Raw genomic sequence first — 26,868 nt, 5'->3', positions numbered from 1 at the left:
ATTTCAAAAGCCACTCAATCGATAGATTTCGAGCCCTTGAAAGGTTTCTTTATGTCCAGCGGCTACATGATCCTGAGCGCCTTCTTCTTCAACCCCCAGGGCGACCACAGGATGTCATGGCGATATCCGGAAGCGCCGACCACCGAGATCTTCGACCTCTCGTTCTATCAGAAGCTCGCGACGGCCGCCGAGGACGCGAGGCTCGACGCAATCTTCATCGCCGATCACGTGGCCATTTGGGACATACTCCCGAGCGGCCTGGCGCATTTCGCCAACCCGCGCCTCGAGCCGATCACGCTCCTGTCTGCGCTGTCAGCCGTCACGAAGAACATCGGCCTGATTTCCACAATATCGAGCTCATACTGGGAGCCCTACAACGTCGCGCGCCAGGTTGCCTCGCTAGACCATCTCAGCAGTGGCCGTGCTTCGTGGAATCTGGTGACGTCCGCAATGCCGGAAGAGGCGATGAACTACGGACGCGACGGCAATGCAGAGCACGCTACCCGCTACCAGCGAGCCCACGAATTCATATCGATCGTGAAGCGCCTTTGGGATAGCTGGGAAGACGGCTCTATGCTCTTCGACAAAGCGTCCGGAGACTTCGCCGACGTCGAAAAGGTTCATTCCCTGAAGTTCGAGGGCGAGCACTTCAAGGTGCGGGGACCGCTCAACGTTCCACGGCCCCCGCAGGGTCATCCGGTCGTGGTGCAGGCAGGCTCTTCGGATGACGGCAAGAATTTCGCTACCCAGCATGCCGATCTCCACTTTGCGATCCTCAAGAGCAAGGAGGAGGGTGCCGCCTATCGCGCCGACATCGACAGGCGGCTCGCCGCCCGCGGCAGAGCGCCGGAGAGCTTCAAGGTTCTTCCTGGGATCCTGCCAGTGGTCGCGAAGTCCCGTTCGGAGGCGCTTGAGCGCCAGGCGTTCCTCGAAACCTACATTCCGGACCGGATGCAGCTCGATCTCTTGTCTAGCTGGAGCGGCATGGACCTGAGCGGCTATTCGCCCGACGACCAGATGCCGAAGCTCCCCGACGACGCCACCTACAACGGCGGCCGCACCGCGCTCGACCGGGTTCGAAAGATGGCCGAGACCGGGGCGACGATCCGGGAGATCGCGACGACCCTCGCCAACACGGGCGCGGTACCGACGATCGCCGGCACCGCGATCGAGGTCGCGGATCAGCTTGAGGAATGGTTTGTCAGCGGAGCGGCCGACGGCTTCAACCTCATGTTCCCTCTACTGCCTGGCGACTGGCTGATATTCTGCCGGGAGGTCGTGCCCGAGCTGCAGCGTCGCGGCCTGTTCCGCACTGAGTACGAGGCCGGAACTTTCCGGGACCGCCTCAGGCTTAAGAAGCCTACCAATCTTTTCGACAGTTCCGACAAGTGAGAGTCACCATGAACATCAAGCACGTATTGACGATCGGGATCGCGGTCCTTGCCGCCGGCGTCTCGCACGCCGCCGACGCGGTGAAGATCGGCAGTAAGAACTTCACCGAGCAATTCATCGTTTCCGAGATCTACGCTCAGGCGCTTGAAAAGGCCGGGGTCAGGGTCGAGCGCCGCTTCAATCTCGGGACCACCGCGATCGCGCACACTGCGCTGCTGTCCGGCGACATCGACCTCTACCCCGAGTACACGGGAACGGCTCTCGCGGACGTGGTGAAGGGCGATCTTTCGGGAAGCGCCGAGGACATTTATGCGACCGTCAAGAAGTACTACGAGGACCACTTCAAGGTCACCCTGTTGAAGTCCTCGAACATCGACAACGGCTACGCAATCATGATGCTGCCGGCGACCGCTCAAAAATATCATTTGAAGACCCTGACCGATCTCGGTCCCGTGTCTGACAAGCTCGTCTTCGGCGCAGAGGCCGGCTACGAGGATCGCAAGGACGGCCTGATCGGTCTGCGCGACATCTACGGCATCAAGTTCAAGGACTACAAGGTTCTGGCGAAGCTCGGCCTCAGGTATTCCGCTCTCCAGAGCGGCGACCTCGACGTTTCGTTCGGGTTCGGTACCGACTGGCAGATCAAGGACCAAGGCCTCGTCGTCATGGAAGACAACAAGCATCTGTTTCCGCCCTACTATCTCGTTCCCTTCGTGCGGCAGGACGCCGTCGCAAAAGACCCCAGGATCGCGGAGGTTCTCGACAAGGTCGACCCGTTGCTGACCAGCGAGAGGATGCGCGAACTTAACGCCGAAGTTGATCGCGACGAGGAGGAACCGGCGGATGTGGCTGCCAAGTTCCTTTCGGAAAATGGCTTCTAACAGGGCAATGGGCGCATGAAGTGGACCTTGGGCCATATCCCGGAAATCCTGCTGGCGACTGCACAGCATCTCTGGCTTTCCGGGGTGTCGGTGGTGATCGGCTTCGTGGTCGCAGCAGGGATCGCAGTTTATTGCGCCCACCGACCGCGCGCCTACGCAGTCGCGCTGGTGCTGACCAACCTTCTATTCGTGCTCCCTAGTCTGGCGCTCTTCGCCTTTCTCATCCCATTCCTCGGTTTGGGGCAGAAGCCCGTTATCGTAGGGCTCTCCTCGTACAGCCTGGTTATACTCCTCCGGAACATGGTGACGGGTATGAACGCCGTGCCGCAGGACGCCATGGAGGCGGCGAGGGGGTTGGGATTTCGCCCGAAGGACTTATGGCTTCGTGTCGAACTTCCGCTTTCGGCGCCGTTCGTCATTTCGGGCCTTCGCATCGCGTCCGTTACCGTCATTGGCATCGCGACGATCGGGGCGTTCATCGACGGCGGCGGCCTAGGCACCATCATTCTCACCGGCCTCGACCAGAACCGGGCCGAGAAGATCATCGTCGGCTGCGTGCTCATTTCGACGCTTGCGTTGCTCTTCGACAAGGCCTTGCAACTTGCCGAGCAACTGTTCGTGCGCTGGCGATGAGGTCTAGCCGATGTTCCTTGCCGCGATCGAGTGGGTACGAAACCATCCTGACGACTTCCGGATAGCGCTCACGCGTCACCTGGAGATGTCCGCAATCGCCATGCTGATAGCGCTTGCGATCGGCGTGCCAGTGGCGGCCGCGATCGTCCGCTCGGCAAAGATCGCGTCGATAGGGATCGCGGTCGTGAATGGGCTCCGCACAATTCCGAGTCTCGCCATCCTCGCCCTTACCATGCCGCTGATGGGCATTGGCCTTGCACCATCGGTCGTCGCGCTGACGGTCCTGGCACTGCCGCCGATCCTAATCAACTCGTTCATTGGACTTCGCGACGCCGACCCCGCCGCAGTAGAGGCGGCGATCGGCATCGGCATGACGAGGCGTCAGACCACGATGAAGGTTCGGTTTCCGCTCGCGTATCCTGCCATCTTCGCCGGAACGCGGACGGCGGCGGTTCAGGTCCTTTCGGGCGCGACACTCGCACCCTTCATCGGTGGAGGCGGACTTGGAGACTTCATCGCCACGGGCATCAGCGCAATGGATCCGGTGAAGCTCCTCGTCGGCGCAGTCCCGATCGCTTCTCTGGCCCTGGGCTCCGAACTTCTTTTCTCACTCGTGGAACGCCTGGCGTTCAGCCGGAGGGCTTCATGATCAGACTTACGGACGTCTTCAAACGCTACGGCGAGGGCTCCCCGCCTGCGGTCAGAGGGGTCACCCTCTCGGTGCCGGAAGGGTCGACTGTGGCGCTCATCGGGCCATCGGGGTGCGGCAAAACCACTCTGCTCCGGATGATCAACCGGCTCATCGAGCCGACGTCCGGCCGCATCGAGATCGACGGCGAGGACATTTCGGCGGCGGACCCGTCCGAGCTGCGACGTCGGATCGGCTACGTTATCCAGCAGGTGGGTCTCTTTCCGCATATGACGGTCGCCGAGAACATTGGCGCCGTCCCGTCGCTGCTCGGATGGAGCAGAGCGCGGATCGCCGAGCGTGTCGAGGAACTATTCGAGACGATCGGGCTCGACGCACGCGAATTCGGCTCGCGCTATCCCAAGCAGCTCTCCGGCGGGCAGCAGCAGAGGGTCGGCGTGGCGAGGGCCCTCGCCGCAGATCCACCCGTCCTTCTCATGGATGAACCTTTCGGCGCCATCGATCCCATTGCCCGGACGAAGTTGCAGGAGGAGCTGACCCATGTCCTCTCGAAGGTGCGCAAGACCGTCGTTGTCGTTACGCACGATCTCGACGAAGCCATCAAGCTGGGCGACCGAGTGGCCATCCTGAAGGCGGGTGAGCTCATCCAGTACGATACCCCCGAGGCGATCCTCTCGAAGCCGGCCAACGATTTCGTCGAAGACTTTGTGGGAGCTGACCGTGCGGTGCGAAGGTTGAGCCTTTTCAGGGTCGTGGACGTAATGTCTCAGAATTCGATCGAAAACAGCGGACGCCCGATCACGGCGAACTCCAACCTTCGGGAAGCGCTGTCGCGCATGATCTCGGACGGCGTCGAAGAGCTGGCGGTCAACGTCGATGGCGCCATTCGTGGATCGATTTCGAAGCGCCAGATCATGAAAGTCTAATGCTCACTCCGGCCAGTATCGATCGTCCGTTTTGACGCTCGGAATATTCTACGGCGCGACTTTCAGACAATCCAGGCGCCCCTGCTTCCACAAGAATTCCCGCGGTGTCGTGCCGAGGGCACGCATTCCCACCAAAAGGATTCGACCAATGACAAGCGATAGTACCACGCATCTCTTCTCGCCCGTTCGTATCGGCGAAATGGATCTTCAGCATCGTGTCGTGATGGCCCCGTTGACGCGCATGCGTGCGGACCATGACAGTGATGTGCCGACCGACCTCATGCTCGAATATTACAGCCAGCGCGCCACAAAGGGCGGGCTAATCATCACCGAAGCCACGACGATCACGCCGGACAATAGGGGTTACCTTGGCGCCCCTGGCATCTACAGCGACGCACAGGTCGCAGGCTGGGCGAGGATCACCGACGCCGTCCACGCGAAGGGCGGGTTCATCTACCTACAGCTTTGGCATGTTGGCCGTACGGCCCATTCTGACATCAGCAACGGTCATATCCCCGTCGCCCCAAGCGCCATTCCGTACGACGGTCTCGCGTTCACCAGGAACGGCTGGGTTCCGGCCACGCCTCCACGCGCGCTCTCGGAGAAGGAAGTCGGGGAAGTCATCGAGCTCTACCGCTCCGCGGCCATTCGAGCGAAGGCCGCGGGCTTCGACGGAGTCGAGATCCATGCGGCGAACGGCTATCTGCCCGACCAGTTCCTGCAGGACATCTCGAATAAGCGCAGCGACCGCTATGGCGGCTCGATCGAAAACCGCGCCCGGTTCCTCCTTGACGTTGCCGCCGCCGTGAAGTCGGTCTGGGGCGCAAACCACTATGCCGTCCGGCTCTCGCCCAGCGGCGTCTTCAACGGAATGGGCGACAGCGATCCGGACGCGCTCTTCGACTACGTTGTGCGGAGCCTCGATCAGCGCGAGCTTTCCTATCTTCATATTGTCGAGCCGCGCGTAGTTGGATCGCAGGACGTTGAGGGGATGGAACATCCGATCGCCACCAACCGACTGCGCAAGCTCTTCAAGGCGCCGATCATATCGGCCGGCGGCTACGACGGTGCGAAGGCCGAGGCAGTCATCGGGGCCGGCGATGCCGAGCTGGTGGCGTTTGGCAGAAGCTTCATCGCGAACCCGGACTTGCCGGAGCGCCTCCGCACCGGCGCAGCCCTGAACCGCTATGACCGCGACACCTTCTACGGTGGAACGGAAAAGGGGTATGTCGATTACCCGTTCCTGCAGGCGGAAGCCGCAGAGTGAAAGAGATGGGCCGCTTCCTGCGGCCCTACTCGTAAAGATATTCATCGAAGACTGTTGAAGCCGATTTTGATTGGCTGAAAGATTTGCGGATCAGACGCTTGCGGCAGAGCGGCTTTGTCCGGACGAATTTTGGTTCGACAACAAGTGATCCGGATGTTGGCGACTAGGTGAATGTGAGACGGCCCGGGTGCCCCCTGCTTTCGAGTCGTAGATCCACGACCTTTCGCTTTCGTCAAAGCCTAATTCGAGCCTCGATGCGGCTTCCATCAAACCCAATTTTGGCCACGTCTAAAAGAGATCGTCCGACCTTGCATGTGCCCCCAGGAGCGCAACGAGACGGCACTTGGGAGCGTGCAACACCGTCGACCCATCACTGTGGGTCTGCCATCACGAAAACGGCCGCCAAAGCCGCTTTTGTTCGCAAAGTGAGCCGATGCTCATTTAACGGACGTTAGCGGGCATTAACTTGGCTCGGGTCGGCGTTGGTCCGATGCTGCGTCGCAATCCGAAGAGGTGCTGCGATGCTCGATATACTAGATGCTCCCCAACCGACGAACATTGGCGCAAGAACGCCTCGGCGAGCATCAGTGTCTCTGGTCGGGAACGCTCCGCGGCAACAGCCGGAGATGGAGCTCCAGGACACCGGAAGGCTTCTGCAGCGCCGAACGCAGACGTGGGGACTCGGGAAGGTTACTGTCGACGACATGCAGTGTGACGGCGAGACGGACATGAGCATCGACGCCGTAGGTCCGACGCTGGTCTTCATGATGGACGAGGTCGGCGGGAAGCTAGAGTTCCATGGCATGGACCGGGGCGACCCGGAGGCAGCGGAGCCAGGAAGGGGACCCGTGACGTTTCTGCCAAAGGGCTTCTTCGCTTCCGGAAGCGCGGCGACCATCAGGCTCTTCAGGAGGGTCGTTATTGAGCTCGACGCCGGTGAGTTGTCACGAATTTCTGATGCGGGCGGACCGTCTTCGCGCAGGGAACTCGCGCTTCCGCATCATATGGTTTCAGATGAACGCATCGAGAACCTTTGCCGGCTGATTGCGGAGGAGAGTTGCGATCCAGGCACGAACAGCGGCCAGTACGGGGAGGGTCTCATCCTTGCGCTTATGGTAGGTCTGACACGCTGGCGTCGGAAGCCGTTGAAGCAGCTTTCGCGAGGCGGACTGGCCCCATGGCAGCTCCGTCGCTCGCAAGGCTTCATGATCGAGCATATTGCCGATTCTATATCGCTACAGGCGCTCGCCGAGCTGACGGGCGTCTCGCTGGCGCATTTTTCACGTGCCTTCAAGTCGTCGACCGGTCAGTCGCCATATCAGTGGCTCATCGCCGCTCGCATCGACAAAGCCAAGCAGTTGCTACTCGACAAGACGCTTCCAATAGCGGAGATTTCGATAGCCTTGGGCTTCTGTGATCAGGCGCACCTGACCCGGACATTTCTGAAAGCGGTCGGAACGACGCCTCTGGCATGGCAGAGGTCGCATTTGACCTGAAAATATGCCATGAAAGGTTATGACCGGGATTCAGCTCGACGTTAGCGACAGAACCGAAAACCAGGCTGGCGATAGCCTCGCCGACGGCGACCGCTTGACGCGGGATAGCGGGGTGGGCGAGCTTGCCGTCAGGAGGTTTGGTGTAGCGTTGTCCGGAAGGCTCAACGCAAAGTCTGCTACGGGCGCGGCGGTCGCATTCGCAAGGCTCATCGCCCCGCCAAGTTTTTCGCTCGGGGACATCAGCGCCGAAGACGCCTACTCGTTGCACGTCAATTGCATCTCCCACGGGCTTCTCCGGATCGCACCGGGCCGGGCGAACGAGCAAAAGCACCACATCCCATTGTCCGGTATCGCGATCTACGACCTCGCGGATCTCCAGATGATGGAGATGGACACGCGGTTCGATATGATCCGTTTCCATTTTCCTCGCCATAGCCTTCAGGACGCCGCTCGCGAGATGGGGCACAAGCAGAGCGTACGCATCACCCGTCCGCCGATCGGCACCATCGATCCGATCATCTCTGGGATCGCTTCGACCGTCGCGGCCTGCTTCCAGTACCCCGACCGGGCGCCGCAGTTGTTCCTCGATCAGCTCGGCATCGCCGTACAGACGCATCTGCTTCACAACTACAATGAGACTGCCATTGCAAGTCCTCGCAAGAGGGGCGGGCTCCTTCCGTGGCAGGAGAAGCGTGCAAAAGAGCTCATCGCGGCGGAGCTTTCCAAAGTCTCCATGGCAAAGGTCGCCGAGGAATGCGGGCTGTCATCGAGCTACTTCGTCAGAGCCTTCCGCGAAACCATGGGAATGCCGCCGCACCATTGGCTGTCCGAGCTTCGGATCGCGATGGCCAAGGATATGCTCGACCGCACCTCGGAGCCGCTGAACGCCGTTGCGCTGGCCTGCGGCTTCTCGGACCAGAGCCATCTTGGACGGGAATTTGTGCGCAGGATCGGAATGCCGCCTGGGCAATGGCGGCGTCGGCATCAGCGGGCGAGATAATCGCAGATCCGTTTTGTATTGTTTCATTCTAAAGCTTCAAAAATCTTCTAAACGGCCTCAGCAGGCTGTGAGAAAACGCCTTCAAGCGGCGGTATTCTCTGGAAAAAGTGGCGCAGGTGGTTTCTTGCGCAGTCCCCAGACCAGATGATTGTTGGACATATGGCGAGTTGCCGGCGTTCCTCCGCCTGTCAAGGAGACTGCGGTGGCGGAAGAGTTCCGGTTCGGACCTTATGTTCTTTCAGTTCCGGGGAGGCGGCTCCAGCATGAAGGCAGACCGGTGCCGGTCGGAGCGCGTGCGTTCGACATCCTCGTCACTCTGATCCGCCAGGGCGGTGCCGTCGTCAAAGCCGCCGAACTTTCTGAAGCCATCTGGCCTGGGGAGCCAATCTCTGAAGGATTGTTGCGCGTCCACGTCGCGCGCCTTCGAAGAGCTCTCGAGCAGGACGACCTGGAGACGTCCTATGTCGTGACCCTTCAGGGCGAGGGCTACCGTTTCTCAGGCGAAATCCAGCAGTTCGACGTAGCGCCGCCGATCATCCTCGAGCAGGCTCCCTTGACTCGACTTGTCGGAAGGGAAGACGACCTTCAGGAAGCCGTGGCGAACCTCCAAATACGTGGGAACGTAACCTTGAGCGGAGGCGGTGGCGTTGGGAAGACAGCGCTTGCGCTCGCGGCAGCCGAACGGATTGCGAGCGAATATCCAGACGGGACGATTGTCTTCGATTTCGAAGCGATGTCGGTTTGGCGTTTGGATGGGAGGCAACAGGACACCCTCAAAATCGAAGACGCCTACGACAGCGGCCGCTTGGACGACATGGAGACCACTCTGGCTGGGAAGAGGGCGGTTTTTGTCCTCGACGGCTGCGAGCATGTCGTACCCATCGCCGTGCGCCTGGTCTCGGCGATCCGTCAACGATCCCCGGAATCGATCGTGATTGCAACCAGTCAAGTCGCATTGGGTTTCGACGGGGAGGTCGTGCAAATGATCGATCCGTTGCCCGTCGACGACGACGGGCCGGCTGTCGAACTCTTCCTGGAAGAAGCCGCCGCGGTGGTGGGGAGCAATTCGTTCACGGACGAGGAGATTACTGCAACGTTGGAGATCTGCAGACTGGTGCACGGGAACCCGTTGGCTATCGAACTTGCAGCAGCAAGAGTTCTGGAGCTGGGCTTCGATGGAGTGCTTGCTCAGGCGGAGGGTGGCATCGATGTGCTCTCAGGCGGCAGGCGAACTGCGCATCCGCGTCATCGGAGCATGAGCGCGGCTCTGGAATGGAGCTATGCGATCCTTCGGCCGGCGGATCGGAAGGAGCTGCTTATGCTTAGTCGAGGAAAGACTTCCAGCGACCACGCCGCTATCACGAGATTGATCTTCGCTGGCCTAGTGCGACGGGCCGGAGGCGCGGTCAGCGTCCCGCATCTCGTTCAGCTTTTTCTCCGTGAAAAAGACCGTAACCTCTACGATCGGAACGCGTAACTCCGAAGGCCTGCCTGGGATACCCTGTCGATGGATTAGATACGCCCACGACGTCGCGCTCCTTCACGATGGCCTCGCCTTACTACCAAAAGAAGCCGGCACGTTCCGGGTGACCTGATGGTTCGGATAGGGACGGACCACGTCCTGATCCGACTTGTGGTTTCCAATCACCGTGAACTGGGCGATTCCGCTCAAGCTATGAAGGCGCTCATAAAAATGCGCAGCGAGATTAGCGTTCCGAAGTTACATTTCTTCCGGTGAGATCCCCCGTACCGGGTTTGCTCCGCCAGTCGGTGGGCCAGAGGGCGCATCTAGTATCATGAAACCGAGATGCGGCCGGCCAGCAGATTTGCAACTCGGCTCGGAAGCGACGACTGCCGCTGCTGGGCATGGCCGTGAAGTCCCGACTGTTTCCATCGGCTTTCCACAAAATGAGCTCGAATCCTTCAATGCCTTCAATGCAGTTGCGCCTATCCTCGTTTTCGTGGCCCAGGCTACGCGGCGTCCCGAGGCTGCCCCCCTCGACCTCCAAGGATTCGGCTCGCTCGTCCGCCAACGGAGCCGTGATCGCCCGGCGCCTTGCCGGTAGGACAGGACGTCCGTGAAACAGGCGCCCTCCCGCATGTGGAAGGGCGCCTGTTTTTGTTCTTTCAGATCAGAGCTTCGAGCCGCCGTCGACGCGGAGCGTATCCCCCGTGACCCACTGTGCGTCATCGGACGCCAGGAAAGCGATAGCACCGGCGATGTCTGTCGGCTGGGCAACGCGCTTCATCGCCTGGATGCTTAGCGTGAAGTCCTTGCCGGCGTCGGTTTTCGCGAAGCTCGACATGTCCGTCGCCACGACGCCGGGAGCAACAGCGTTCACTCGGATGCCGCGCTCGCCCAGAGCCGACGCGAAATGCTTGACGAGGGTGTCGATCGCGCCCTTGGTTGCAGCGTAGGCCGAGAGAGTGCCGACCGCCGCACGCGCAGCCAGCGAGGACACGAGCACCACGCTCGAGGCGTCGCTAAGGATCGGAAGGAGCTGCTGCACGAGGAAGAACGGCGCGCGCACGTTCACCGCGAACTGTCTGTCGAAATCCTCGACCCGCGTCTCCTCGATTGAGGCGGCCTTGGAGATACCCGCGTTCGCGACCAGGATGTCGAGCTTCGAGGTCGCCTTCTTTACCTGCTCGGCGAGCTCGTGCGGTCCATTTGCGGCGGAAAGATCAGCCTTGAACTTCTCTGCTTCGCCGCCCTTGCTGCGGATCTCGTTGACGACGGCCTCGGCCTCGTCGACGCCTTGGCTGTAGTGGACGAAGACCTTCGCGCCACCTTCGGCGAGAGCGAGTGCTGCTGCGCGACCGATGCCACGCGACGCGCCCGTAACGAGCGCAGTCTTACCTGAAAACTTAGCCATAGCGATAGTTCCTTTCTATATATGGAGGCAATGCCGGAGTGGCTTCCCTGAACAGAAAGGTATGACTTCGCAGACAGTTAGTGAAAGACTTTGTATGTTTGTAGCCATGCTTCACGAGCATGATCGAAGAGCGTGGCAAGGTTTAGCCCAACAGCCGGCCCCCGTTCACGCCGAGCACTTGGCCAGTGATGAAGCTCGCCTTGTCGGACGCAATGAAGACGCATGCATCCGCCACTTCCCGTGGCGTTCCTGCACGACCAAGCGGAATACCGGCGGTCATCTTCGCGATGCCGTCCGCACCCCCGGTAAGACGGTGAAGCATGTTGGTATCGGTCGGTCCGGGAGCGACCGTGTTGACCCGGATACCGAACGGCGCTCCTTCCAGGGCGGCCGTCTTGGTGAGCGCCTCGACCGCATGCTTGCTCGCCGCATAGACGCCCTGGTTTGGGAACGAGGTCCGGCCCATCGTCGACGAGATGTTGATGATGCTTCCGCGCTTCTGCTCCATCATTGCCTTGAGCTCGTACTTCAGGCTCAGGAGGACGCCGACGACGTTCGTCTCGAATACTGAGGTAATGGACTCCCGCGTCTGCTCGACGATCGGTCCCGGCTTGCCCTCCGTTCCAGCGTTGTTGATGGCGATGTCGATCGAACCGAAACGATGGACGACCATGTCCACCATCTTTCGGACGCCCTCGTCGATGGAAACGTCGGCGAGCACGAACTCGGCCGCCGCGCCCAGCCGGCGAAGCTCGGTTGCAAACTCCTCACCGGCCTCCTGGCGACGGCCGGAGACGGCGACGTTGTAGCCTTCCTGTGCGAAAGCGATGGCGGTTTCGCGGCCGATGCCGGAAAGGGCACCCGTGATGAGAACTGTCTGGGACATAGCAGTTTTCCTGATATTTCGAGGTTGAGGTGAAGGCGGACCGTTGTGTAGGTCCGCCCGTGCTAGTAGGCGCTGCTTCTGCCCGGGCCGGTCGCGAGCGCCAGGGTGATAGTTGCAAAGGCGATGACCCCAAGGACCGCGGCTCCGGCTTCGATCGCGATGGTGAGGCCCGCTGCCGTGGCCAGTAGGCCGAGTACGAAGGCCATGCAGCCCTGAACGAGGTAGGCCGACAGGAGAAGCGCGGATATGGCGCCGCCACGGTGATGGGCGGGGGCATGCGCCGAGATCAGGCCGAGCCCTCCGGAGAACAGCATGCTGTAGGCAATGCCCGCTGTGATCATCGACGACGTGAAGAGGGCCAGCGAATGGGAGAGCGAGGAGAGGACAAGAAACCCGCCGCATAAGATGCAAGCGATCGAGCCCAGCAGGATAGCGAGGCTGGGAGGCAGCTTGCGCCCTGCGACCGAGACGACCGCCGACGACGAAGAGAACAACGCTATGATGGCGCCGTTCACGAGGGAGTTCGTCGATCCTACCAGTTCGATGGCGATCTGCGCACCCAGGGAAAGCGTGATCGCGCCCAGGGCATACGACAGCGACATCGCAAAGGCTGAAACCGCAAAGACCGGCCGCAGCGACTTCGGCACCGAGACGGGCCGGATTTTCCACGGCCCTTTCTCTTCACTCGGAGTGTGCCTCGGCAGACCGGCCGTGAACGCAAAGATCGTGGACAGAACGGCAAACAAGACCCAGAAGTTTGAACGGGTGGGGTAGGGCGCATATTGGATCAACGCACCGCCCACCAGTGCCGCAGCCACGAGGCCGACCCCCTGACAGGCGGCTATTGCGGCGCTGGCTGAAGACTTTCCGCGCAAGCTGGCGAACTCGACCATGGCGGCGGCGGACGGCGTGGCCGAAAGCCCGACGCCGACCCCCATCAGCGTGCGGCCTCCATAAATCCAGACAACGTTCGGACCGAGTGCAAAGAGCAGCACTCCCGCTATCGAGAAGAGAAGGCCGGAAAGCATCGTGGCCCGCAGTCCGATATAATCCGAGATGTCGCCAGATAGGATCAGCACGAGGACGACCACGACCGGATAGATCGCGAAGATCCCGGTGGTCACCGCGGGACTAAGGTGCCATTCCCTGGCGTAGATTGGGTACGTCATTGCAGGGGCGGCGCTCGTCCAAAGAGTATGGGCGACAACCGCTCCCGAGATGAGGAAGCTCGCGGAGCGTCCGAAAGTGATGTTCATAGCAAAGCTGCCGGTTACAAGAGCGAGATCATTCGCATGAACCCTGTTGGTTGCTAACGCGAAATATGGGCCAGACGGTCGTCCTTATTGCGCAATGCTGACATTCGTAGAACAATTCGAGCATGAAGCCTGCGCGTCGGCGAGAAGGCCTGAGCCTTCGTCTGGACTTCACCTCAGAATGGTACAAGAAGCCGGCCCTCGAACCGGCTTGGCTTCACCAATCGAACGAGGGACGCTAACATGATCGAGATCGTTGCGACTGTTCGCGTCAGACGGCAGAGAATGGGGGTGGTGCTTCGGTATCTCGAGGCGGTCGTGGAACCTGTCCGGCTGGATCCGGACTGCTTGCACTTTGGATTCGTCACCGACGCCTTGAACCCGCCACTGGAACATGGCCCCGAAATAACCATCGTCATTCGTTGGGCCTCGAAACTTTCATTAGAGACGCGCCGGCGAGATGCCCGTATCGCAACATTCCTGTCTGCGCTCGGAGAACACATCGCCGTCGCGACTGTGAACGAACGGCAGCTATCGGACGATCTCGGCGCGGTCGAGTGCAACGCTCTGCTGGAAAACCAGGACCTCGAGGTCGCCTGAGGCCACGCCTTTGGATCAAGAACCTGCAATCCACGCGCGGTTTCTACAGGTATAGGTGCACGCGACCAATAACTGAAGGAACGCCTCAATGATACACGTCGTCGCGACGCTTGCTGCCAACCCCGGAAAACGGGACTTCATTCTCGAAGAATTCAAGAAGATGCGCCCAGCGACGCTGAGGGAAGACGGTTGTATCCAATACGAACCCGTCGTCGACGCCGACGGTGGAGACAAGATTGGGCCGGACAGGTTCTTGGTGATCGAGAAGTGGGAAGCGCCGGAAAAGCTCGACGCCCACATGAAGTCCGCTCATCTCAACGCGTTTCTTGCCACAGTCAAACCGGCCCTGGCGAGAATTACTGTCAACGTGCTGACTGCGGCCTGACGGCCGCTTTTACAACCGCTGCCATGCCAACGGCGTCAATCCGGTGCTCTTTCGGAAGGCTCTCGTGAAATGGGCCTGGTCGCAGAAGCCCAACTTTAAGGCGATCTCCGAAAGAGCCATTTCTCCCTCGACCAGGAGGGCCTTGGCCTTCGCGATCTTGCGCTCGATGAGCCATTGATGCGGAGATTGCCCAGTTGACATCTTGAACGCTCTGGAAAGATGCGCTTGGGATATGTCGAGCTCCTTGGCGACGTCCTGCAGTTTCAGCGGCTGGGCGTCCTCTTGAAGCATAAGTTCCTGGGCCCGACGCAAATGTGTCGGAGCCAGGCCGCCGCGGACATAGCGAGGTTTCGTCTTTTGGGCGTCTACGCGCGATAGCGCCACCAGCAGGGCTGACGTGAGACTCTCCAGATAAAGGGTATCGTTCACCCCTGGCGCGCGAAGTTCTTCAGCAATCAGTTCTGCCAGTGCGAGGCCGTCGTGATCGCCGAACGACAGTCTGGTTTTATTCAGGAACGAGACCGCGTCGCGAACCGGGCGCGTGAACATCGAAGGGTCCACGCTCAAAGTGAGAAGCCGGAGATAGCGCAATTCCTTTGTCGCGATGTCGACCTGCGCCCCTGCCGCAACCACGCTGATCGTACCATGTTCAGCCGCCGTGTGACGGGGAACCGACGCTCTATCCAAGAGCTGTAGAACCCCTCCGACCTCTTCAAGAACGATGACGATGACTGGATGCTCGCTGTCGAGCGATACCCCGTAGCCGCCCTCGGCGACGACGTTGTCGAGCGATGCGGAAACGCCGTCCCATGAGTGCGCGTGCCGCTTCTCGACGGTCGCTCCCTGGTAAGTAGGCCCACTGTGGCGACAAATCTCGCGATACTCGTCAGACGGAGCAGAGAAGACGTAACCAAGGGAGGGCGGCAGGACCATCGCGCGTGGCGAAGTGTTTCTCGTAACGACGTTCATCACACCTATCCTCTCAGGATGGCATGCCGCGAGAGCATCACCAGCGGTGCCGGCGATCGTGCGTGCGACATGGTGTCTATAAGCCGGGGAGAGGTTTAGGTCGTCTCCTATACGTTGAAAAAGACTTTGTAAGATGGACCGGCATGCCCATCAGGCATGGCGAGCGAAGAATCGCGTCAGCGGCCGGCCGCTACGCCTCGTAACCCCAGGCATGAGGTCGAGGAGCGTGTTTTCGCCATCTCAGCGCGGATCTCGTCGAAGTCGTCGGCCATGCGCTGCCACTCGAAAGCGCCGCGAGTGCGGGCCGTGGTCAAGGCGATCGTCGCGACGATTTCGGGTCCCGCCTTGCGGTCACAGCCTGGTAAGGAAGATAGGCGAGGCACGGTTCGCGATGGATTTCTGCGGAAGGTCAGCCGATGGTCGCTTTCCGTCGCCGGGGTTTCAAGGAACTCGAACGCCGGTAGAATCACCGAATGTTTGGCTGCGACCAAATGGTTGCGGTTGACGCGGGCGTCGATGTGGACAGCGAGATCAAGTTCCGAGCTATGGGCGTCGACAAGCATTTTGCCGGCAGAGCGCTCCCCCACATGAAAAACAGCCCTTACCAGATGTCGATGGCGTGGCTCCAGAAGCTGAGTATCCCGCGTGTCGACGGTCGGTGGCACCGATCGCCATCTGAAAGCCCTGAGGAAGATCTTGAGCAGGAACGCAGTCTCCTTCGAGATCGCGGAACCCGCGAAGACGGAGAGCTGATCAGGGTTTTCGAGAGCGTCGAGTTCGTCCCCGACGACGCGCACCGCCTCAGCCCAGGTGAGAACCTCGAACCGGTCCGTTTCGGCGTTGTAGTTCATGGGAAGAGGTATCTCACCCAAGGCGTCCAAGGCATCATCCGACCAAGTGCGTAGTTGCGTCACTGTTTGGACGGCAAAGAGCTCGGGCCCCGCCCGCCATCTACGGATACGGTCCTCAATCTCGTATTTGGCCGGGCGCTGCCCGCCGATCGGAAACGACAACGGCATATGATTCATCTACTTTCTCCGGATTGCGTTTCGTTCGCCCCCCGGCGCCGATCGCAATTTAGTTCCCCTCAAGTCTAGGCAAGCGGCCCGAGATCAAGCAGACGCCTTGGCGTGCCCGGTCTGACGAAGGCGGCGATGTCGCTCATCGCTTCGTCGACCCTGCTCGCCAAGGCTTCCGATCGGACGGTGTAAGCTTCGAAGTCCTTGTCGGAGGCGTAGATAGACGTCGCCACGGTATGGGCCATGAAGAAGCCAAAAAGCGGCCTGAGCTGGTGTTCGACCATTAGGGCGTGTCGGTCGCCGCCGCCCGTACCCGCGATAACGATCACCTTGCCACGCAGACTGGCTGGATCGAGCAAGTCGAACAGATGTTTGAAAAGGCCAGGATAGCTGCCTTTGTACGTCGGCGCTCCGACTACGAGAACGTCGGCAGCCAGCATCAGATCGACGGCGAACTGCGCCTGTGCGTCGAGGTCGCCAAAGCTCATCGACGTCCCGAGGGAGGGACCGACGCCCATCATGTCGAACGTCGTCTTTTCAAGACGGAACTGGGTCTCGGCTCTCGTGCAGATGTAGTCGACAAGTGCCAGCGTCTTCGACGGTTTGCTGTGGCTGCCGGCGAGACCGACGATCTTCATAGGCTGGTGTGCGTTCAAAATCGGCATTCCGAGAAATGGGCGGGGTCTTCCCGCGACAACTGAGATGTTCATCGCATCGCCTCCAGGTATCAGCTCGCGCTGAACCGCATTCTGTGTAACGTAGTTAGTCTAACGGGGCCGGGCCTGATTGAAAGAAACTGCGGATTTTGAAGATGGCCGACATCCATTGTGAGACACTGGAAGCACCGACTCACTGGAAGAACACAAATGGCATCGCAACGAGACCAGTCCACCATCACCGCCTACCATGAAGCTGGCCATGCGGTTATGGAATGGCATGCGGCTTCCATGTCACCGTAATGAGCATCGAGGAAAGCGAGCATGGCCGCGGTCATGTGAGGTGGCAGACCGCCGAAATCCTTACTAAGGAATCCCGCTCGGCCATGGTTCTCGTCTTCAGCGCCGGAATGGCTGCTGATCTGCTGCACTGGGGTAGCGTTAACGGGGGATCGGACGAGATGTCCCTCGGGCATTTTGACGATCGCCTGCAAGCGCAGCCACACCTCATTGAGCTGGGGCGAGAAGGGAGCTTCGACACTTACACGGCAGTCTCGGCCTCCATACTCAAGCGCCCGGAATTGTGGGCCTGGGTCGTGGATTTCGCGGACCTCATGCTGACCGCTGGGACTGTCAACGGCGTCGAGGTCTTACGAAGGGCTTTCGAGAGAATTCCGAAAATCGGAAGCCGCGAGCATGCGCAGTTGGAATTAGTCATCGAGAACACACCGATGCTTTTGTCGGGTAGGTAGGGCGCCCAATAGTTCGCCCCCTTTCTTCGAAAAGCGCGGTTGATCTTCAATCGCAAGTGTTCAAGCTCCCGCGCTTGCTCACTTTTGAACAGTTCGAGCTGATTTGCCAATTTCTGATCGATCCACTTTTCTCGCCGAGCCACTTGAAGAGGCCATATGCTACCGTTGTAGCGGTGCCTATCGTGAGGCTGCCTACACCTAGGAGCGCCATCGCAGGCTGTCCCCACTCGACCAGCGCCCATAGGGTGGTTGAGAAATTGTCCATGCTCGAATCCTCAAAAGTCCTAGTACGGGATAGTGCCGTGAGGTCGAGTAAGCAACGATTGCAGTCGTAGTGCTTTCGTTTTCCGAATTTTGATCGCGAAACTTCAAAACCTGCACAAGCTTTCAATAAAACAGTGCCGTCAGGGCCTACATCGTTCATCGAGAATACCTGACGACGCGTCGCGTCATGTCCGGATTCTGCTTCCAGATCGATCAGAAAGGACCGAGGAATGGACATGATCTCGACCACCAAGAACACGCTTGAAGTCGTGGACGCCTATTACCAGGCCGGCGTCGAAAAGCGCCTCACGGACTTCGGTTCGTATCTCCACGATGACTTCGTCACCACTGCACCAAATTACCTCCCGTGGGGCGGCGTCCATCATGGAGGCGCGTTCTTTCGCGAGCAGGTGCTCCCCAACCTGCCGGACGTTCTCGACTTCGGCCGCTTCAGCTACGACGTCTTCTTCGCCAACGGCGAGAACGCCATCGCGCTCGTGAACTTCGGTCTCACCGGTCGGGACGAGATGATTAAGATCTCGGAGCACTGGACAGTCCGGGACGGTAAAGCCATAAACATCTGGGTAGCGTACTTCGAGCCGCAGGCTCTTCTCGACAGCTTGAAGATTCCCCACGGCCTGACCCGCGCCGCCGCCTAAGCCAACCTCATCACGATCGGAACGGAAAACAGCTTGCCTCATGAGGCGGCCACCCCCGATGGGTGGCTTCCTACCAGTTCGAGAAACTCCCTGACAGTGCTGGTGAGCATCTTCGGCAACAGTATCGACTTTGTCGACGCCTCTATCGTGAACGTCGCGCTGCCGACCATCCAGTTGGATCTTGCCGGGCCGCTTTCCGCCGTGCAATGGCTCTCGAGCGTCTGCCTGCTCGCTCTTGCCTCCCTCGTTGTTGGCGGTGGAGTGCTGAGCGACCGGTTGGGAACGATAACGAATCCCTAACTCAAGGTGTCAAGGCCACACTCAAACGTACGACATGGCGGAACTGCGAAGTATTCCGACAGAGGGCCGTTTCAATCTTCAAAAGGCTCGATGCAGAAAGCTCGCAATCAAAACGAGCTATATTGTTTTATGCAATGCAAGCGCGTGTCTCGTGCTGCGCTGACTTCCTTGGATGTCGAGAGGTCGGACTTTTTGCGTACGCCGACCAACCTCCCGACAGGACCACCGACTAGGCCTGCGATGAGGGACGTGCCGCGACCTTTTCGTACCAGGCCCTCACCGCCACCGCGGTCTCCGGGATTGGCATCGAGATTGCGTTCGTCGCAAAATCGATCGTCACGAGTGTTGTAATGTCGGCAACAGAGAAATCAGCGCCGGCGACGTAGGCAGACGTCTTGAGTGACGCTTCGAGGTCGGAATAGAAGTTCGCAACACGCTGCTTGCTGCGAACAATTAGGTCGGGAATCTGAGCGTAGCTGTGCGGGCCGGCGATCGCCCGATCCTTGAGCCCGGCCACGGTGTTTCGGATCGCCTCCATGACTGAAGCGAAGCCCTCCGCCTCGATGCGGCGGTCAGTCATGCCGACCACGGCCCGTTCTTCCGGCGTCGTTCCAAAGAGCGGCTTTTCCGGAGAAACTTCCTCAAGGTAGCGCTGGATGACCGGTACTTCGCCGATCGCGATGCCATTGTCGAGAAGGAGCGTCGGGACGACCTGACGCGGGTTGATCGCCTTATAAGCGTCTGACGCCTGCTCCCGGATCCCGAGATCTACTGGCACAAGTTCGACGTCGAGACCCTTCTCAGCGATTAGGATGCGGACGCGACGTGAATTGGGTGAACCCTTGGAGTGGTAGAGTTTCATTTCATTGTTCCTTTCTGATGCCACGCTGATGCGAAGCAGGTATGACGAGAGGTGACCACAGACGAGCGGGCTGCGGGCCTCTGGAGGGTGTGAGTACAAAAAAGCTGATAGCAGCAGCGAAACCACAGATGATTGAAGAAAAATGATAATTTCCCTTTCTCTGCGTTAGGGGGCATCGCTATCTCGACGCCCTGTAAGCATCAACATAGGCAGCCGTGTTTGCGTTGGAAAAGACTTTGTAGGTCGATCGTCCATGCTTTCGGAGTATGGTATCAACCACGCCGGTAGACCCAGCTGGAACGTAGGTGAGTTGAAGCTGGCTTGGCTCAGCCCGCTGATCAACTCGGAACATGATCCTCCATCGGTTGGAAGCGGTTCGGGCGTTCACGTTGACGTGGACGCGCCGCCGCACCAGAGACGGTACCGGCGGTCCTTTCAATGATCGGTAAATCTCTTTACGTCGGCGTTGTCGGTTTCGGGAGCGAACATGTAGGCCTTCACTGCACAGAACTGGGTGCGGCTGATGATGAGACGATTGGCCAGCACGCTTGTCACGCGGCCACGGGCGAAGCTTGATCCACGGCCTTTATCGGACGTGGTCTTGCCGGACGGCGCGACCATCATAGCTTGCGCTCAGTCAGGGGCGGCCCCGTGGGCGGCCGATCTGTCCTAAGTTGCCAAGCAGCGGCGCGGCAACATCGAAGCTCATCGAAAAATTGGAATCTCCAACACGGAGTTTGAATACCTGTCTGCTAATCGGTCGTCATATCGACCAGCCCCGATTCTTAAGATCGCTCGAGTGTACCATTCCAAGGTTGGCGGCTCAGCTTTCGCCGCGATCCACCCCTCCCTCAGGTCGGAGGGATAAGGATCTTCTCCGGGAATGCCTTTTCGATCACGTCCAGGAAAGCACGAGCCTTAGCGCCGATGAGACGGCGCGAGCTCTGGAGCGCCCAGATCTCGACCAATGGGCTGGCATGTGTTCCCCAGTAGGCGGGTCGGCCCGCCTCGATGTCGTCAGCGGCTACGAACTTTGCCAGCAAGGCGGCGCCTGCGCTCGCCAGAATGGTATCGCGAAGAATCACAAGCGATGGCAGGCGCACCTTCCCAATGTGAAGATCGCGCCCTTTTCGTCCCTCTATCCGTTGCTCGGCCGATAATAGCGTGCAATCGGCGCGTGTTCCGGCTGCCTTCCTCGGCGACGGCAATGAAATATCAGGGGGCGGCGTAAATCCACGATCATACCTCTCAGGCATGGAGTCCAAGAAACAAAGTCTTTCTCACGGGAGCCTTCAAGTCCTATTTCCTTTTCACCGGCAAGGTTTTCCAGCCGAATTTACTCACGTCCCAAACCACGCGGCTACCAATCCAGACCACTCAGGCATGGCCACTAGAACGCCGCTTCGAAAGGAAATGAATATGAATACGCCCGTAGTCCTGATCACCGGCGCCCTCACAGGCATCGCTCGCGCCACCGCCTTCGCCTTTGCACAGAAGGGAGCTAAGATCGTTGGTTCCGGCCGCCATGCCGACGCCGGGGCGGCTCTCGTCGCCGAGTTGCGTGCCGCCGGTGCGGAAGCCGAGTTCGTTCGTGCCGATGTGCGCCATGAGGACGATGTTCGTGCGCTCGTCGATGCGACCGTCACGCGCTTCGGCCGGCTGGACATCGCCGTCAATGCCGCCGGCACCGAGGGTCAGCCCGGCCCAGCTGTCGAGCAGACCGCGCAAACCTATGCCGCGACTTTCGACACCAATGTCCTCGGCACGATCCTCAGCATGAAGCACGAGTTGCGTGTGATGCAGGCTCAGGGCAGTGGGAGCATCGTCAACATCTCGTCGACCTTCGGTCATGAAGGTGGTGCTGGCGCATCGATTTACTCCGCTAGCAAGCATGCCGTGGAAGGCTTGACCAAGTCGGTCGCGCTGGAAGTCGGGACGCAGGGAATCCGGGTTAACGCGGTTGCGCCGGGGCCGATCCAGACCGGCATGCTTGACCGCTTCACTGGAGGCGGCGAGGACGTCAAGGCGTATCTCGCCAGCCTCAATGCGCAGAAGCGGGTCGGCCAGCCTGACGAGATCGCACGGGCCATCCTCTACGTGTCCTCGGGCGACGCCAGCTTCGTCACCGGCCATATCCTGACCGTCGACGGCGGTAAGTCAGCAGGCTGACCCAGAAAGCCAGGGCCGGGCTGTAGCCCGGCCCGCCATAACCGCACACTCGGCTTCCCAAGCCGGGTAGCGAGTCGAACTCCAGACGACTCAGTAACAACGATTCCCCTTAGATTTGAAGATCGGAGAACGAAATGAGTGCTTATGTTGTAGTCGAACTGACTGTGAAGGACCCCGAGGCAAAGGATCGCTACTCCACCGCAGCGGGTCCCGTTCTGAAGGAATATGGCGGCGAGTTTATCGCTGGCGGCGCTTGGGATGTTTTGACCGGCGAGCCAGCCTTTACGAACGGTGCCATCATTCGTTTCGCTGATCGCGAGACCGCGACGGCTTGGTACAACTCTCCCGGCTATCAGGCGACATTCGGCGACCGCGCGCTCGGCATCGACTGCCGTTTCCGGCTTCTGGGTTGATGCATCTAGAAGCACGGCTGAATTAGGCGTGGTTCAGCAGCGTCTCCGCTTACGCTACGCCCATGTCCGGTCGCCCCTCAGGGAACGCAAGAGCCAAGGATCGGCGAATTTGAGTTCGCCGATCTTTGATTCGATGGCTTTTGGAAGGGGCGACGTGTTGGCTTCTTTGTCGCCGAGTGAGAGGTCGATCGTCGGCGGTACGCCGGCAAGCGGTCTACTGACGACGGTGGAAGGCGACAGATCGAGCGCGTAGAGCGGCATCGGAGCAATTCCGCGGGTCAAGCTCGGTATTGATCAGAGGTGAGATCAATACCGAGCTTGATCCGCTAGGCGTCAGCCACCGCTCTCAACGCTGGCGATTTGTCATGGAGAACACCGACAAATTGCCCGCCCGTTACGTTATCGGGGTGATGGTGCTGCGCTCCGTCAGATGGTACTCCACTGGCATCAACACGATAGGCGGCTCGTCGGTCAGCCGAGTGGAGACGATTCTCGGCGCATTGCGCTCATGCCGGGGGAGGCAAGATCATTCCTGCCCCGCATCAGTCGTCTACAAGATCGGGCGATGAGGGGCTGAGAATGACAATCTCAACATGGCGTAGCTCGTCATACATGATGCGGATGATCGCGGGCAGCCAGTCAAATTCGTAGCCGGTTAGGAAGTCGAGACCCAAAGACGCTTTGGCTGGCACCGCCGCACGTCGCGTCGCCTCGATCGTCGCCTCAACTTGAACGAGCGCTGCGCGCGCATGGTCGAGAAACACCTTGCTGGTGGCGGTTTGGTTTTGGTGCTTCGTCTTGGAGCATACCCCGTGCTCGGCGAGCTCACCGTCTTCCATTCGAACGATATCGGCGGCGGGTCGGGCGTTGCCCTAGAACCGGCCGTGGGCAATCACGTAATTGCCCACGGCGACGATGAGTTGGTTCTCGTCACGCAGCGTGTCCGGGAGCATGCCGATCAGGTTGAACAGTCCCCCGTGTCCGGGCGCGATATGGGCGCTATACCGGATGTAGTGATCCGATCAACAGCGTTCGGAGGCTGCATAGTCGCGCTTGTTAAAGAGCGTGTCGGAGGCTTCGAACATAAGCCTCTTGTTTTCTTCCGGTGTGGTTTTGGACATGGTCAATTCCTTCCGTGTTCGGATTGGGTGATGGTTCAGAGGTTCGCCGGCTGCAGAGCCGGGTAATCGGAATAGCCGTTGGGACCCGATGCATAGACGGTCGTCCAGTCGATCTCGGCGAGCGGCGCGCCGGTCCCCAGACGTTCGACTAGGTCCGGATTGGCGATGAACGGCCGACCGAACGCCACGAGATCGGCGAGGCCTCCGTTTATCAGCCGATTACCGCGCTCGGCATCCATCTGGACGTTCGCGATGAGCGTTCCTTTAAAAATCGGGCGGAAATGACGGAACATTCCATCGCCCATCAGCGGCTCAAGCGGCGTGCCAGTGAAGTCGGTGGTGGCGCCCATCAGAAGGAGATGCGAGAGGCCATAGCCGTTAAGTTCGCGAATGGCGTATTCTGCCATCGGCAGCGTCTCGTCATTTGCGGCAAAGGGGCCCCCTTCGTGCATCGGGCTGATTTTCACTCCCACACGCGACGGCTCGACTTCGTTGAGGACGGCCTCGACAACCTCGAACAGAATGCGAGCACGGTCCTCAATCTCGCCACCATAATCGTCGGTCCGCCGATTGGTCGTCTTGTTCAGGAATTGAGCCAACAGATAGAGATAGTTGGCCAGAATCTGCACGCCATCGAAGCCGGCCTCCAGCGCGTTGCGCGCCGCTCGGGCATAGTCGGCGGCGGTCTGCCGGATCTCATCTCGGGTCATTGGACGCGGTGTCACGGTCGGCACGCGCCCGGCAGCGGTGACGGATACTTGCTCCGGATTGACATCAGAGGCCGACAGTGGGAGCGCTCCGCCGCGTAAATTGGGATGAGAGATAGCGCCGGTGTGCCAGAGCTGGGCGACGATACGCCCGCCCGCGGCATGGACGGCGTCGGTGACGCGGCGCCAGCCACGAACCTGATCCGAGGTCCATAAGCCAGGAGTGTCGGCCCAACCGAACCCGTCTGGGCTGATCGCGGTCGCCTCGGTGACAATTAGGCCCGCTTTCGCCCGCTGGGCGTAATGTTCCGCCTGTAGGGCCGTCGGTACATGGTCGTGTGTGCCAGCCCGCATGCGGGTGAGTGGCGCCATGACGATCCGGTTCGGCAAAACGAGATCGCCCATGCGATAATGAGTGAACAGAGGCTGGGTAGTCATCAGAGATTTCCTTTGAAAGCGAGGGGTCAGAGGGTGATCACGATCTTCCCGATCTGCTCGCCGGCTTCCATGAAGCGGTGAGCATCGGCGATCTGGTCGAAGGTGAAGGTGCGCGCGATCGTCGGATGGAAGGCGCCCTGGACTAGGCCTTCGCTGACGAACTGCTTCAGCGATGCGAGTTTTGGGTCATCGCGCGTGAGGGCGGTCAGGGCGAGGCCCCGTATCGCCAGATCGCGCGCGAAGATCTCGAAAGGCGGCACGATCGTCGGCCGTATGTCGAGAGCGCCGTAGACCACGAGGGTGCCACCAGCGGCGGTGGCTTTGGCAAGCGTCGCGAACTCAGGACCGCCGACCGGATCAAAGACTAGTTCCGCGCCCTTGCCCCCAGTGAGGGCTTTGACCTCGGCCACGACGTCTTGCTCGGTGGTTGCGATGACCGCTGAGGCACCGAGGTGGCGAAGATCGTTCGCTTTCGCCGAGGTGCGGGTCAGCGCGATCGGACGCGCACCCAGCCGATGAGCGATCTGGATAGTAGCTAGGCCGACGCTGCTAGAGGCAGCGGGAATGAGCACACTCTGGCCGGCCTTGAGCGCGCCGACAGCCACCAGCCCGCCCCAGGCCGTGCCATAGGCGGTCCAGGTCGCGGCGGCCTCGGTGAAGCCTACATCGTCTGGGATCATCACTAGCGAGCGGGCCGGCGCGATCGCGGCTTCGCCATAGAGCGCATACTGCGCGGCGCCGTAGGCCGGCACGAGGGCAACCCGATCGCCAACCGAAAATCCGGTGACATCCGGACCAAGCGCCTCGATGACGCCGGCCGCTTCGAAGCCAAGACCGGTAGGCAACGGCGGTTTCGCAGGCGACCGACCGGAACGGAGAGTAATCTCTGTGCGGTTGAGGCCGATCGCGCGGATACGAAGGCGGACTTCGCTTCTGCCCGGCTCCCCGACCTCGACATTTTCGATGCGGAGGACGTTGGCATCACCGAAATCGTGGATGCGGACGGAGCGGGTCATAATCGAAAGCCCTCACTTTGATTGTTGGTGAGGGCGAACATCGTCTGTGGCGGTTCTGGCCGGTAGCTTCAAAATTCCGCTAATTTCTATGCATGAAATACATCAATCAGAAGAGGAGCGCCCAGTATTTGCGCCATTGCCGTCCAATCTTGAAGGCATTCAGTCGGGCACGACCGATGGACTGCGTTCGAAGGCAGAGACGAGATGATCGATCGCGGCACGCGCTGCGGCGCGTGTCGCTCGCCCCATCGGGAAATAGGCGTGGACGGGGATGCCGGCCAATGTCCAATCGGGAAGCAGGCGCACCAGCGCCCCACTCTCCAACTCGCGGCGGCAGGCCCAGCCGCTTGTCGAGGTGATGCCGAATCCCGCAACCGCTGCCGCAATGGCCCCTTCATTCTCGTCGGTCAAGAAATGCGGATCGAGCTTTATGGCCGATTCCTGGCCATGTCGTTCGAACCGCCAGGCTGTCGGCACTGCAGCGGCGGTGCCGCCGACAATGCGATGCCGAACGAGATCGTCTGGTGTCTCGGGCGCACCGAATCGGTCAAGATATTCAGGCGAGGCTACGACCACACGCGGAATCGTCGCGATACGCTTCGCCGTAGCAGTGGCATCGGGAAGCCGACCAAGCCGTATGGCGACATCCACGGCATCCCGGACGAGGTCCTGCCGCCGGTCGCCGAGCTGAAGCTCGATACGCAGATCCGGGTGCCTTTCGGCGAAAGAGGCCAGGCGCGGGATGACATCGCGAATGCCGAAGCTGGTCGGCATGCTCATCCTCAGAAGCCCGCGCAGTTCGCCCCCCTCGCGCACGCTATGCTCCGCCTCGTCTAACGCTGCGAGAATGGGCTCGACCCGCGCGAGGAATTCTCCGCCGGCTTCGGTCGGCACGACGGCCCGCGTGGTACGCGACAACAATCTGACACCGAGCTCGGCCTCCAGATCGGCCACAATCCGCGACGCCTGGGATTGCGACAAGCCGCACTCCCGCGCCGCGGCAGAGAAGCTGCCGAGACGGGCGACGCGCGTATAGAGGCGAAGGGCGAAATTATCCTTGATCAAATTACATCGGCTCCTTTCAGAGCCCGCCAACTGCGGCTCCACGCGATTAATGTATTATATACATAGAAGTTAGCCTAAATCAGCCGCTAGCGGATCTATTTTGTCCCGTCCAAATTGACTGTGCAAAGCAGAACGCCGTGCAGGTGGCCTCTATGACGGCCTCGGCGCGACGACGTTCCGGCCGCCAGTACGGCGCCCAGTGCAACGATCTTCA

30 protein-coding genes are annotated in these 26,868 nt (G+C 60.2%); 16 read left to right on the top strand and 14 right to left on the bottom strand.

The genetic code is table 11. The features are described 5' to 3' along the window. Positions 1-51: 51 nt before the first annotated feature. The 9 genes from CCGE525_RS14975 (at position 52) to CCGE525_RS14935 (ending at position 9,721) form a co-directional block, all read left to right on the top strand. A complete protein-coding gene (locus CCGE525_RS14975; RefSeq protein ID WP_120704965.1) occupies positions 52-1,392 on the top strand; it encodes an LLM class flavin-dependent oxidoreductase in 1,341 nt (446 codons plus the stop codon). An 8-nt stretch (positions 1,393-1,400) separates the two neighbouring features. Next, complete coding sequence (locus CCGE525_RS14970; protein WP_120704964.1) at positions 1,401-2,273, top strand: glycine betaine ABC transporter substrate-binding protein; 873 nt, start codon at positions 1,401-1,403, stop codon at positions 2,271-2,273. A gap of 15 nt (positions 2,274-2,288) precedes the next feature. Beyond that, a complete protein-coding gene (locus tag CCGE525_RS14965) occupies positions 2,289-2,906 on the top strand; it encodes an ABC transporter permease (protein WP_120704963.1) in 618 nt (205 codons plus the stop codon). A gap of 10 nt (positions 2,907-2,916) precedes the next feature. Next, a complete protein-coding gene (locus CCGE525_RS14960; protein ID WP_120704962.1) occupies positions 2,917-3,555 on the top strand; it encodes an ABC transporter permease in 639 nt (212 codons plus the stop codon). Continuing rightward, a complete protein-coding gene (locus tag CCGE525_RS14955; RefSeq protein ID WP_120704961.1) occupies positions 3,552-4,481 on the top strand; it encodes an ABC transporter ATP-binding protein in 930 nt (309 codons plus the stop codon). Before CCGE525_RS14960 ends, CCGE525_RS14955 begins: the two co-directional genes overlap by 4 nt. A 148-nt stretch (positions 4,482-4,629) precedes the next feature. Then, entirely contained in the window at positions 4,630-5,748 is a 1,119-nt protein-coding gene (locus CCGE525_RS14950; RefSeq protein ID WP_120704960.1) for an alkene reductase, read from the top strand. 728 nt (positions 5,749-6,476) lie between these two features. Beyond that, a complete protein-coding gene (locus CCGE525_RS14945) occupies positions 6,477-7,244 on the top strand; it encodes an AraC family transcriptional regulator (protein ID WP_162950178.1) in 768 nt (255 codons plus the stop codon). Between the two features lie 19 nt (positions 7,245-7,263). Then, positions 7,264-8,244, top strand: a complete 981-nt coding sequence (locus tag CCGE525_RS14940; RefSeq protein WP_120704958.1) for a helix-turn-helix domain-containing protein — start codon at positions 7,264-7,266, stop codon at positions 8,242-8,244. A gap of 202 nt (positions 8,245-8,446) precedes the next feature. Further along, positions 8,447-9,721, top strand: a complete 1,275-nt coding sequence (locus CCGE525_RS14935) for an ATP-binding protein (protein WP_162950177.1) — start codon at positions 8,447-8,449, stop codon at positions 9,719-9,721. 655 nt (positions 9,722-10,376) lie between these two features. Here CCGE525_RS14935 and CCGE525_RS14925 read toward each other — a convergent pair. From CCGE525_RS14925 to CCGE525_RS14915, 3 genes are all read right to left on the bottom strand, one after another. Then, positions 10,377-11,120, bottom strand: coding sequence for an SDR family NAD(P)-dependent oxidoreductase (locus tag CCGE525_RS14925; protein WP_120704955.1), 744 nt, complete (start codon positions 11,118-11,120; stop codon positions 10,377-10,379). Between the two features lie 142 nt (positions 11,121-11,262). Then, positions 11,263-12,006 carry an SDR family NAD(P)-dependent oxidoreductase gene (locus CCGE525_RS14920; RefSeq protein WP_120704954.1) on the bottom strand — a complete coding sequence of 248 codons (744 nt, stop codon included), beginning with the start codon at positions 12,004-12,006 and terminating at the stop codon, positions 11,263-11,265. A gap of 62 nt (positions 12,007-12,068) precedes the next feature. Beyond that, on the bottom strand, positions 12,069-13,262 hold the full coding sequence (locus CCGE525_RS14915) for an MFS transporter (RefSeq protein WP_120704953.1): 1,194 nt from the start codon (positions 13,260-13,262) through the stop codon (positions 12,069-12,071). 240 nt (positions 13,263-13,502) lie between these two features. On the opposite strand from CCGE525_RS14915, the gene CCGE525_RS14910 reads away from it, so the two are divergent. Then, a complete protein-coding gene (locus CCGE525_RS14910) occupies positions 13,503-13,859 on the top strand; it encodes a putative quinol monooxygenase (RefSeq protein ID WP_120704952.1) in 357 nt (118 codons plus the stop codon). Positions 13,860-13,947: 88 nt separating this feature from the next. Then, entirely contained in the window at positions 13,948-14,244 is a 297-nt protein-coding gene (locus tag CCGE525_RS14905; RefSeq protein ID WP_120704951.1) for a putative quinol monooxygenase, read from the top strand. Between the two features lie 9 nt (positions 14,245-14,253). On the opposite strand, the gene CCGE525_RS14900 is transcribed toward CCGE525_RS14905, so the two are convergent. The 3 genes from CCGE525_RS14900 to msuE all read right to left on the bottom strand — a co-directional run bounded on the left by CCGE525_RS14900 (position 14,254) and on the right by msuE (position 16,897). Further along, a complete protein-coding gene (locus CCGE525_RS14900) occupies positions 14,254-15,213 on the bottom strand; it encodes a helix-turn-helix domain-containing protein (RefSeq protein ID WP_120704950.1) in 960 nt (319 codons plus the stop codon). A gap of 176 nt (positions 15,214-15,389) precedes the next feature. Next, on the bottom strand, positions 15,390-16,241 hold the full coding sequence (locus CCGE525_RS14895; protein ID WP_120704949.1) for a hypothetical protein: 852 nt from the start codon (positions 16,239-16,241) through the stop codon (positions 15,390-15,392). A 65-nt stretch (positions 16,242-16,306) separates the two neighbouring features. Beyond that, positions 16,307-16,897: an FMN reductase gene (msuE, locus tag CCGE525_RS14890; RefSeq protein WP_162950249.1), complete on the bottom strand. Its 591-nt coding sequence runs from the start codon at positions 16,895-16,897 to the stop codon at positions 16,307-16,309. Between the two features lie 293 nt (positions 16,898-17,190). Between msuE and CCGE525_RS14880 the strand changes: the two genes are divergently transcribed. The 3 genes from CCGE525_RS14880 (at position 17,191) to CCGE525_RS14870 (ending at position 18,863) form a co-directional block, all read left to right on the top strand. After that, the gene (locus CCGE525_RS14880) at positions 17,191-17,640 is read left to right on the top strand and encodes a hypothetical protein (protein ID WP_120704947.1); all 450 of its coding nucleotides are present in this window, start codon (positions 17,191-17,193) and stop codon (positions 17,638-17,640) included. A gap of 500 nt (positions 17,641-18,140) precedes the next feature. Beyond that, entirely contained in the window at positions 18,141-18,563 is a 423-nt protein-coding gene (locus CCGE525_RS14875) for a nuclear transport factor 2 family protein (RefSeq protein WP_162950176.1), read from the top strand. A gap of 96 nt (positions 18,564-18,659) precedes the next feature. Further along, complete coding sequence (locus CCGE525_RS14870) at positions 18,660-18,863, top strand: hypothetical protein (protein ID WP_120704945.1); 204 nt, start codon at positions 18,660-18,662, stop codon at positions 18,861-18,863. Positions 18,864-19,092: 229 nt separating this feature from the next. On the opposite strand, the gene CCGE525_RS14865 is transcribed toward CCGE525_RS14870, so the two are convergent. The 3 genes from CCGE525_RS14865 to CCGE525_RS14855 all read right to left on the bottom strand — a co-directional run bounded on the left by CCGE525_RS14865 (position 19,093) and on the right by CCGE525_RS14855 (position 20,933). Next, the gene (locus CCGE525_RS14865; protein ID WP_120704944.1) at positions 19,093-19,725 is read right to left on the bottom strand and encodes a glutathione S-transferase family protein; all 633 of its coding nucleotides are present in this window, start codon (positions 19,723-19,725) and stop codon (positions 19,093-19,095) included. Between the two features lie 435 nt (positions 19,726-20,160). Further along, complete coding sequence (locus CCGE525_RS14860) at positions 20,161-20,349, bottom strand: hypothetical protein (protein ID WP_205587394.1); 189 nt, start codon at positions 20,347-20,349, stop codon at positions 20,161-20,163. A gap of 227 nt (positions 20,350-20,576) precedes the next feature. Further along, positions 20,577-20,933: a type 2 periplasmic-binding domain-containing protein gene (locus CCGE525_RS14855; RefSeq protein ID WP_162950175.1), complete on the bottom strand. Its 357-nt coding sequence runs from the start codon at positions 20,931-20,933 to the stop codon at positions 20,577-20,579. 211 nt (positions 20,934-21,144) lie between these two features. On the opposite strand from CCGE525_RS14855, the gene CCGE525_RS14850 reads away from it, so the two are divergent. Then, positions 21,145-21,894 carry an SDR family NAD(P)-dependent oxidoreductase gene (locus tag CCGE525_RS14850; protein ID WP_120704942.1) on the top strand — a complete coding sequence of 250 codons (750 nt, stop codon included), beginning with the start codon at positions 21,145-21,147 and terminating at the stop codon, positions 21,892-21,894. Positions 21,895-22,028: 134 nt separating this feature from the next. Next, positions 22,029-22,307, top strand: a complete 279-nt coding sequence (locus CCGE525_RS14845) for a DUF1330 domain-containing protein (RefSeq protein ID WP_120704941.1) — start codon at positions 22,029-22,031, stop codon at positions 22,305-22,307. 54 nt (positions 22,308-22,361) lie between these two features. Here CCGE525_RS14845 and CCGE525_RS14840 read toward each other — a convergent pair whose 3' ends face one another. The 5 genes from CCGE525_RS14840 to CCGE525_RS14820 form a co-directional block, all read right to left on the bottom strand. Further along, complete coding sequence (locus tag CCGE525_RS14840; RefSeq protein WP_120704940.1) at positions 22,362-22,568, bottom strand: type 2 periplasmic-binding domain-containing protein; 207 nt, start codon at positions 22,566-22,568, stop codon at positions 22,362-22,364. 281 nt (positions 22,569-22,849) lie between these two features. Then, positions 22,850-23,146, bottom strand: a complete 297-nt coding sequence (locus tag CCGE525_RS38315; RefSeq protein WP_162950098.1) for a type 2 periplasmic-binding domain-containing protein — start codon at positions 23,144-23,146, stop codon at positions 22,850-22,852. Positions 23,147-23,463: 317 nt separating this feature from the next. Next, a complete protein-coding gene (locus tag CCGE525_RS14830) occupies positions 23,464-24,573 on the bottom strand; it encodes an alkene reductase (protein WP_120704939.1) in 1,110 nt (369 codons plus the stop codon). A gap of 26 nt (positions 24,574-24,599) precedes the next feature. Further along, on the bottom strand, positions 24,600-25,589 hold the full coding sequence (locus CCGE525_RS14825; RefSeq protein WP_120704938.1) for a zinc-dependent alcohol dehydrogenase family protein: 990 nt from the start codon (positions 25,587-25,589) through the stop codon (positions 24,600-24,602). Positions 25,590-25,748: 159 nt separating this feature from the next. Then, positions 25,749-26,654, bottom strand: coding sequence for a LysR family transcriptional regulator (locus CCGE525_RS14820; protein WP_205587393.1), 906 nt, complete (start codon positions 26,652-26,654; stop codon positions 25,749-25,751). Between the last annotated feature and the right edge of the window lie 214 nt (positions 26,655-26,868).

The organism is Rhizobium jaguaris, assembly GCF_003627755.1.
Classification (GTDB): Bacteria; Pseudomonadota; Alphaproteobacteria; order Rhizobiales; family Rhizobiaceae; genus Rhizobium; species Rhizobium jaguaris.
The sequence above is the reverse complement of the archived record's forward strand: the minus strand, read 5'-3'. Positions and strand labels throughout refer to the sequence as shown.

Coding starts and splice junctions, on each gene's coding strand:
- CCGE525_RS14880 (WP_120704947.1), top strand. CDS start 17,191: ATGAGCATCGAGGAAAGCGAGCATGGCCGCGGTCATGTGAGGTGGCAG.
- CCGE525_RS14910 (WP_120704952.1), top strand. CDS start 13,503: ATGATCGAGATCGTTGCGACTGTTCGCGTCAGACGGCAGAGAATGGGG.
- CCGE525_RS14965 (WP_120704963.1), top strand. CDS start 2,289: ATGAAGTGGACCTTGGGCCATATCCCGGAAATCCTGCTGGCGACTGCA.
- CCGE525_RS38315 (WP_162950098.1), bottom strand. CDS start 23,146: ATGGAAGACGGTGAGCTCGCCGAGCACGGGGTATGCTCCAAGACGAAG.
- CCGE525_RS14840 (WP_120704940.1), bottom strand. CDS start 22,568: ATGCCGCTCTACGCGCTCGATCTGTCGCCTTCCACCGTCGTCAGTAGA.
- CCGE525_RS14895 (WP_120704949.1), bottom strand. CDS start 16,241: ATGAATCATATGCCGTTGTCGTTTCCGATCGGCGGGCAGCGCCCGGCC.
- CCGE525_RS14865 (WP_120704944.1), bottom strand. CDS start 19,725: ATGAAACTCTACCACTCCAAGGGTTCACCCAATTCACGTCGCGTCCGC.
- CCGE525_RS14860 (WP_205587394.1), bottom strand. CDS start 20,349: ATGATGGTCGCGCCGTCCGGCAAGACCACGTCCGATAAAGGCCGTGGA.
- CCGE525_RS14920 (WP_120704954.1), bottom strand. CDS start 12,006: ATGTCCCAGACAGTTCTCATCACGGGTGCCCTTTCCGGCATCGGCCGC.
- CCGE525_RS14975 (WP_120704965.1), top strand. CDS start 52: ATGTCCAGCGGCTACATGATCCTGAGCGCCTTCTTCTTCAACCCCCAG.
- CCGE525_RS14925 (WP_120704955.1), bottom strand. CDS start 11,120: ATGGCTAAGTTTTCAGGTAAGACTGCGCTCGTTACGGGCGCGTCGCGT.
- CCGE525_RS14825 (WP_120704938.1), bottom strand. CDS start 25,589: ATGACCCGCTCCGTCCGCATCCACGATTTCGGTGATGCCAACGTCCTC.
- CCGE525_RS14950 (WP_120704960.1), top strand. CDS start 4,630: ATGACAAGCGATAGTACCACGCATCTCTTCTCGCCCGTTCGTATCGGC.
- CCGE525_RS14940 (WP_120704958.1), top strand. CDS start 7,264: ATGACCGGGATTCAGCTCGACGTTAGCGACAGAACCGAAAACCAGGCT.
- CCGE525_RS14845 (WP_120704941.1), top strand. CDS start 22,029: ATGAGTGCTTATGTTGTAGTCGAACTGACTGTGAAGGACCCCGAGGCA.
- CCGE525_RS14875 (WP_162950176.1), top strand. CDS start 18,141: ATGATCTCGACCACCAAGAACACGCTTGAAGTCGTGGACGCCTATTAC.
- CCGE525_RS14915 (WP_120704953.1), bottom strand. CDS start 13,262: ATGAACATCACTTTCGGACGCTCCGCGAGCTTCCTCATCTCGGGAGCG.
- CCGE525_RS14905 (WP_120704951.1), top strand. CDS start 13,948: ATGATACACGTCGTCGCGACGCTTGCTGCCAACCCCGGAAAACGGGAC.
- CCGE525_RS14945 (WP_162950178.1), top strand. CDS start 6,477: ATGAGCATCGACGCCGTAGGTCCGACGCTGGTCTTCATGATGGACGAG.
- CCGE525_RS14970 (WP_120704964.1), top strand. CDS start 1,401: ATGAACATCAAGCACGTATTGACGATCGGGATCGCGGTCCTTGCCGCC.
- CCGE525_RS14960 (WP_120704962.1), top strand. CDS start 2,917: ATGTTCCTTGCCGCGATCGAGTGGGTACGAAACCATCCTGACGACTTC.
- msuE (WP_162950249.1), bottom strand. CDS start 16,897: ATGCCGATTTTGAACGCACACCAGCCTATGAAGATCGTCGGTCTCGCC.
- CCGE525_RS14900 (WP_120704950.1), bottom strand. CDS start 15,213: ATGAACGTCGTTACGAGAAACACTTCGCCACGCGCGATGGTCCTGCCG.
- CCGE525_RS14955 (WP_120704961.1), top strand. CDS start 3,552: ATGATCAGACTTACGGACGTCTTCAAACGCTACGGCGAGGGCTCCCCG.
- CCGE525_RS14850 (WP_120704942.1), top strand. CDS start 21,145: ATGAATACGCCCGTAGTCCTGATCACCGGCGCCCTCACAGGCATCGCT.
- CCGE525_RS14830 (WP_120704939.1), bottom strand. CDS start 24,573: ATGACTACCCAGCCTCTGTTCACTCATTATCGCATGGGCGATCTCGTT.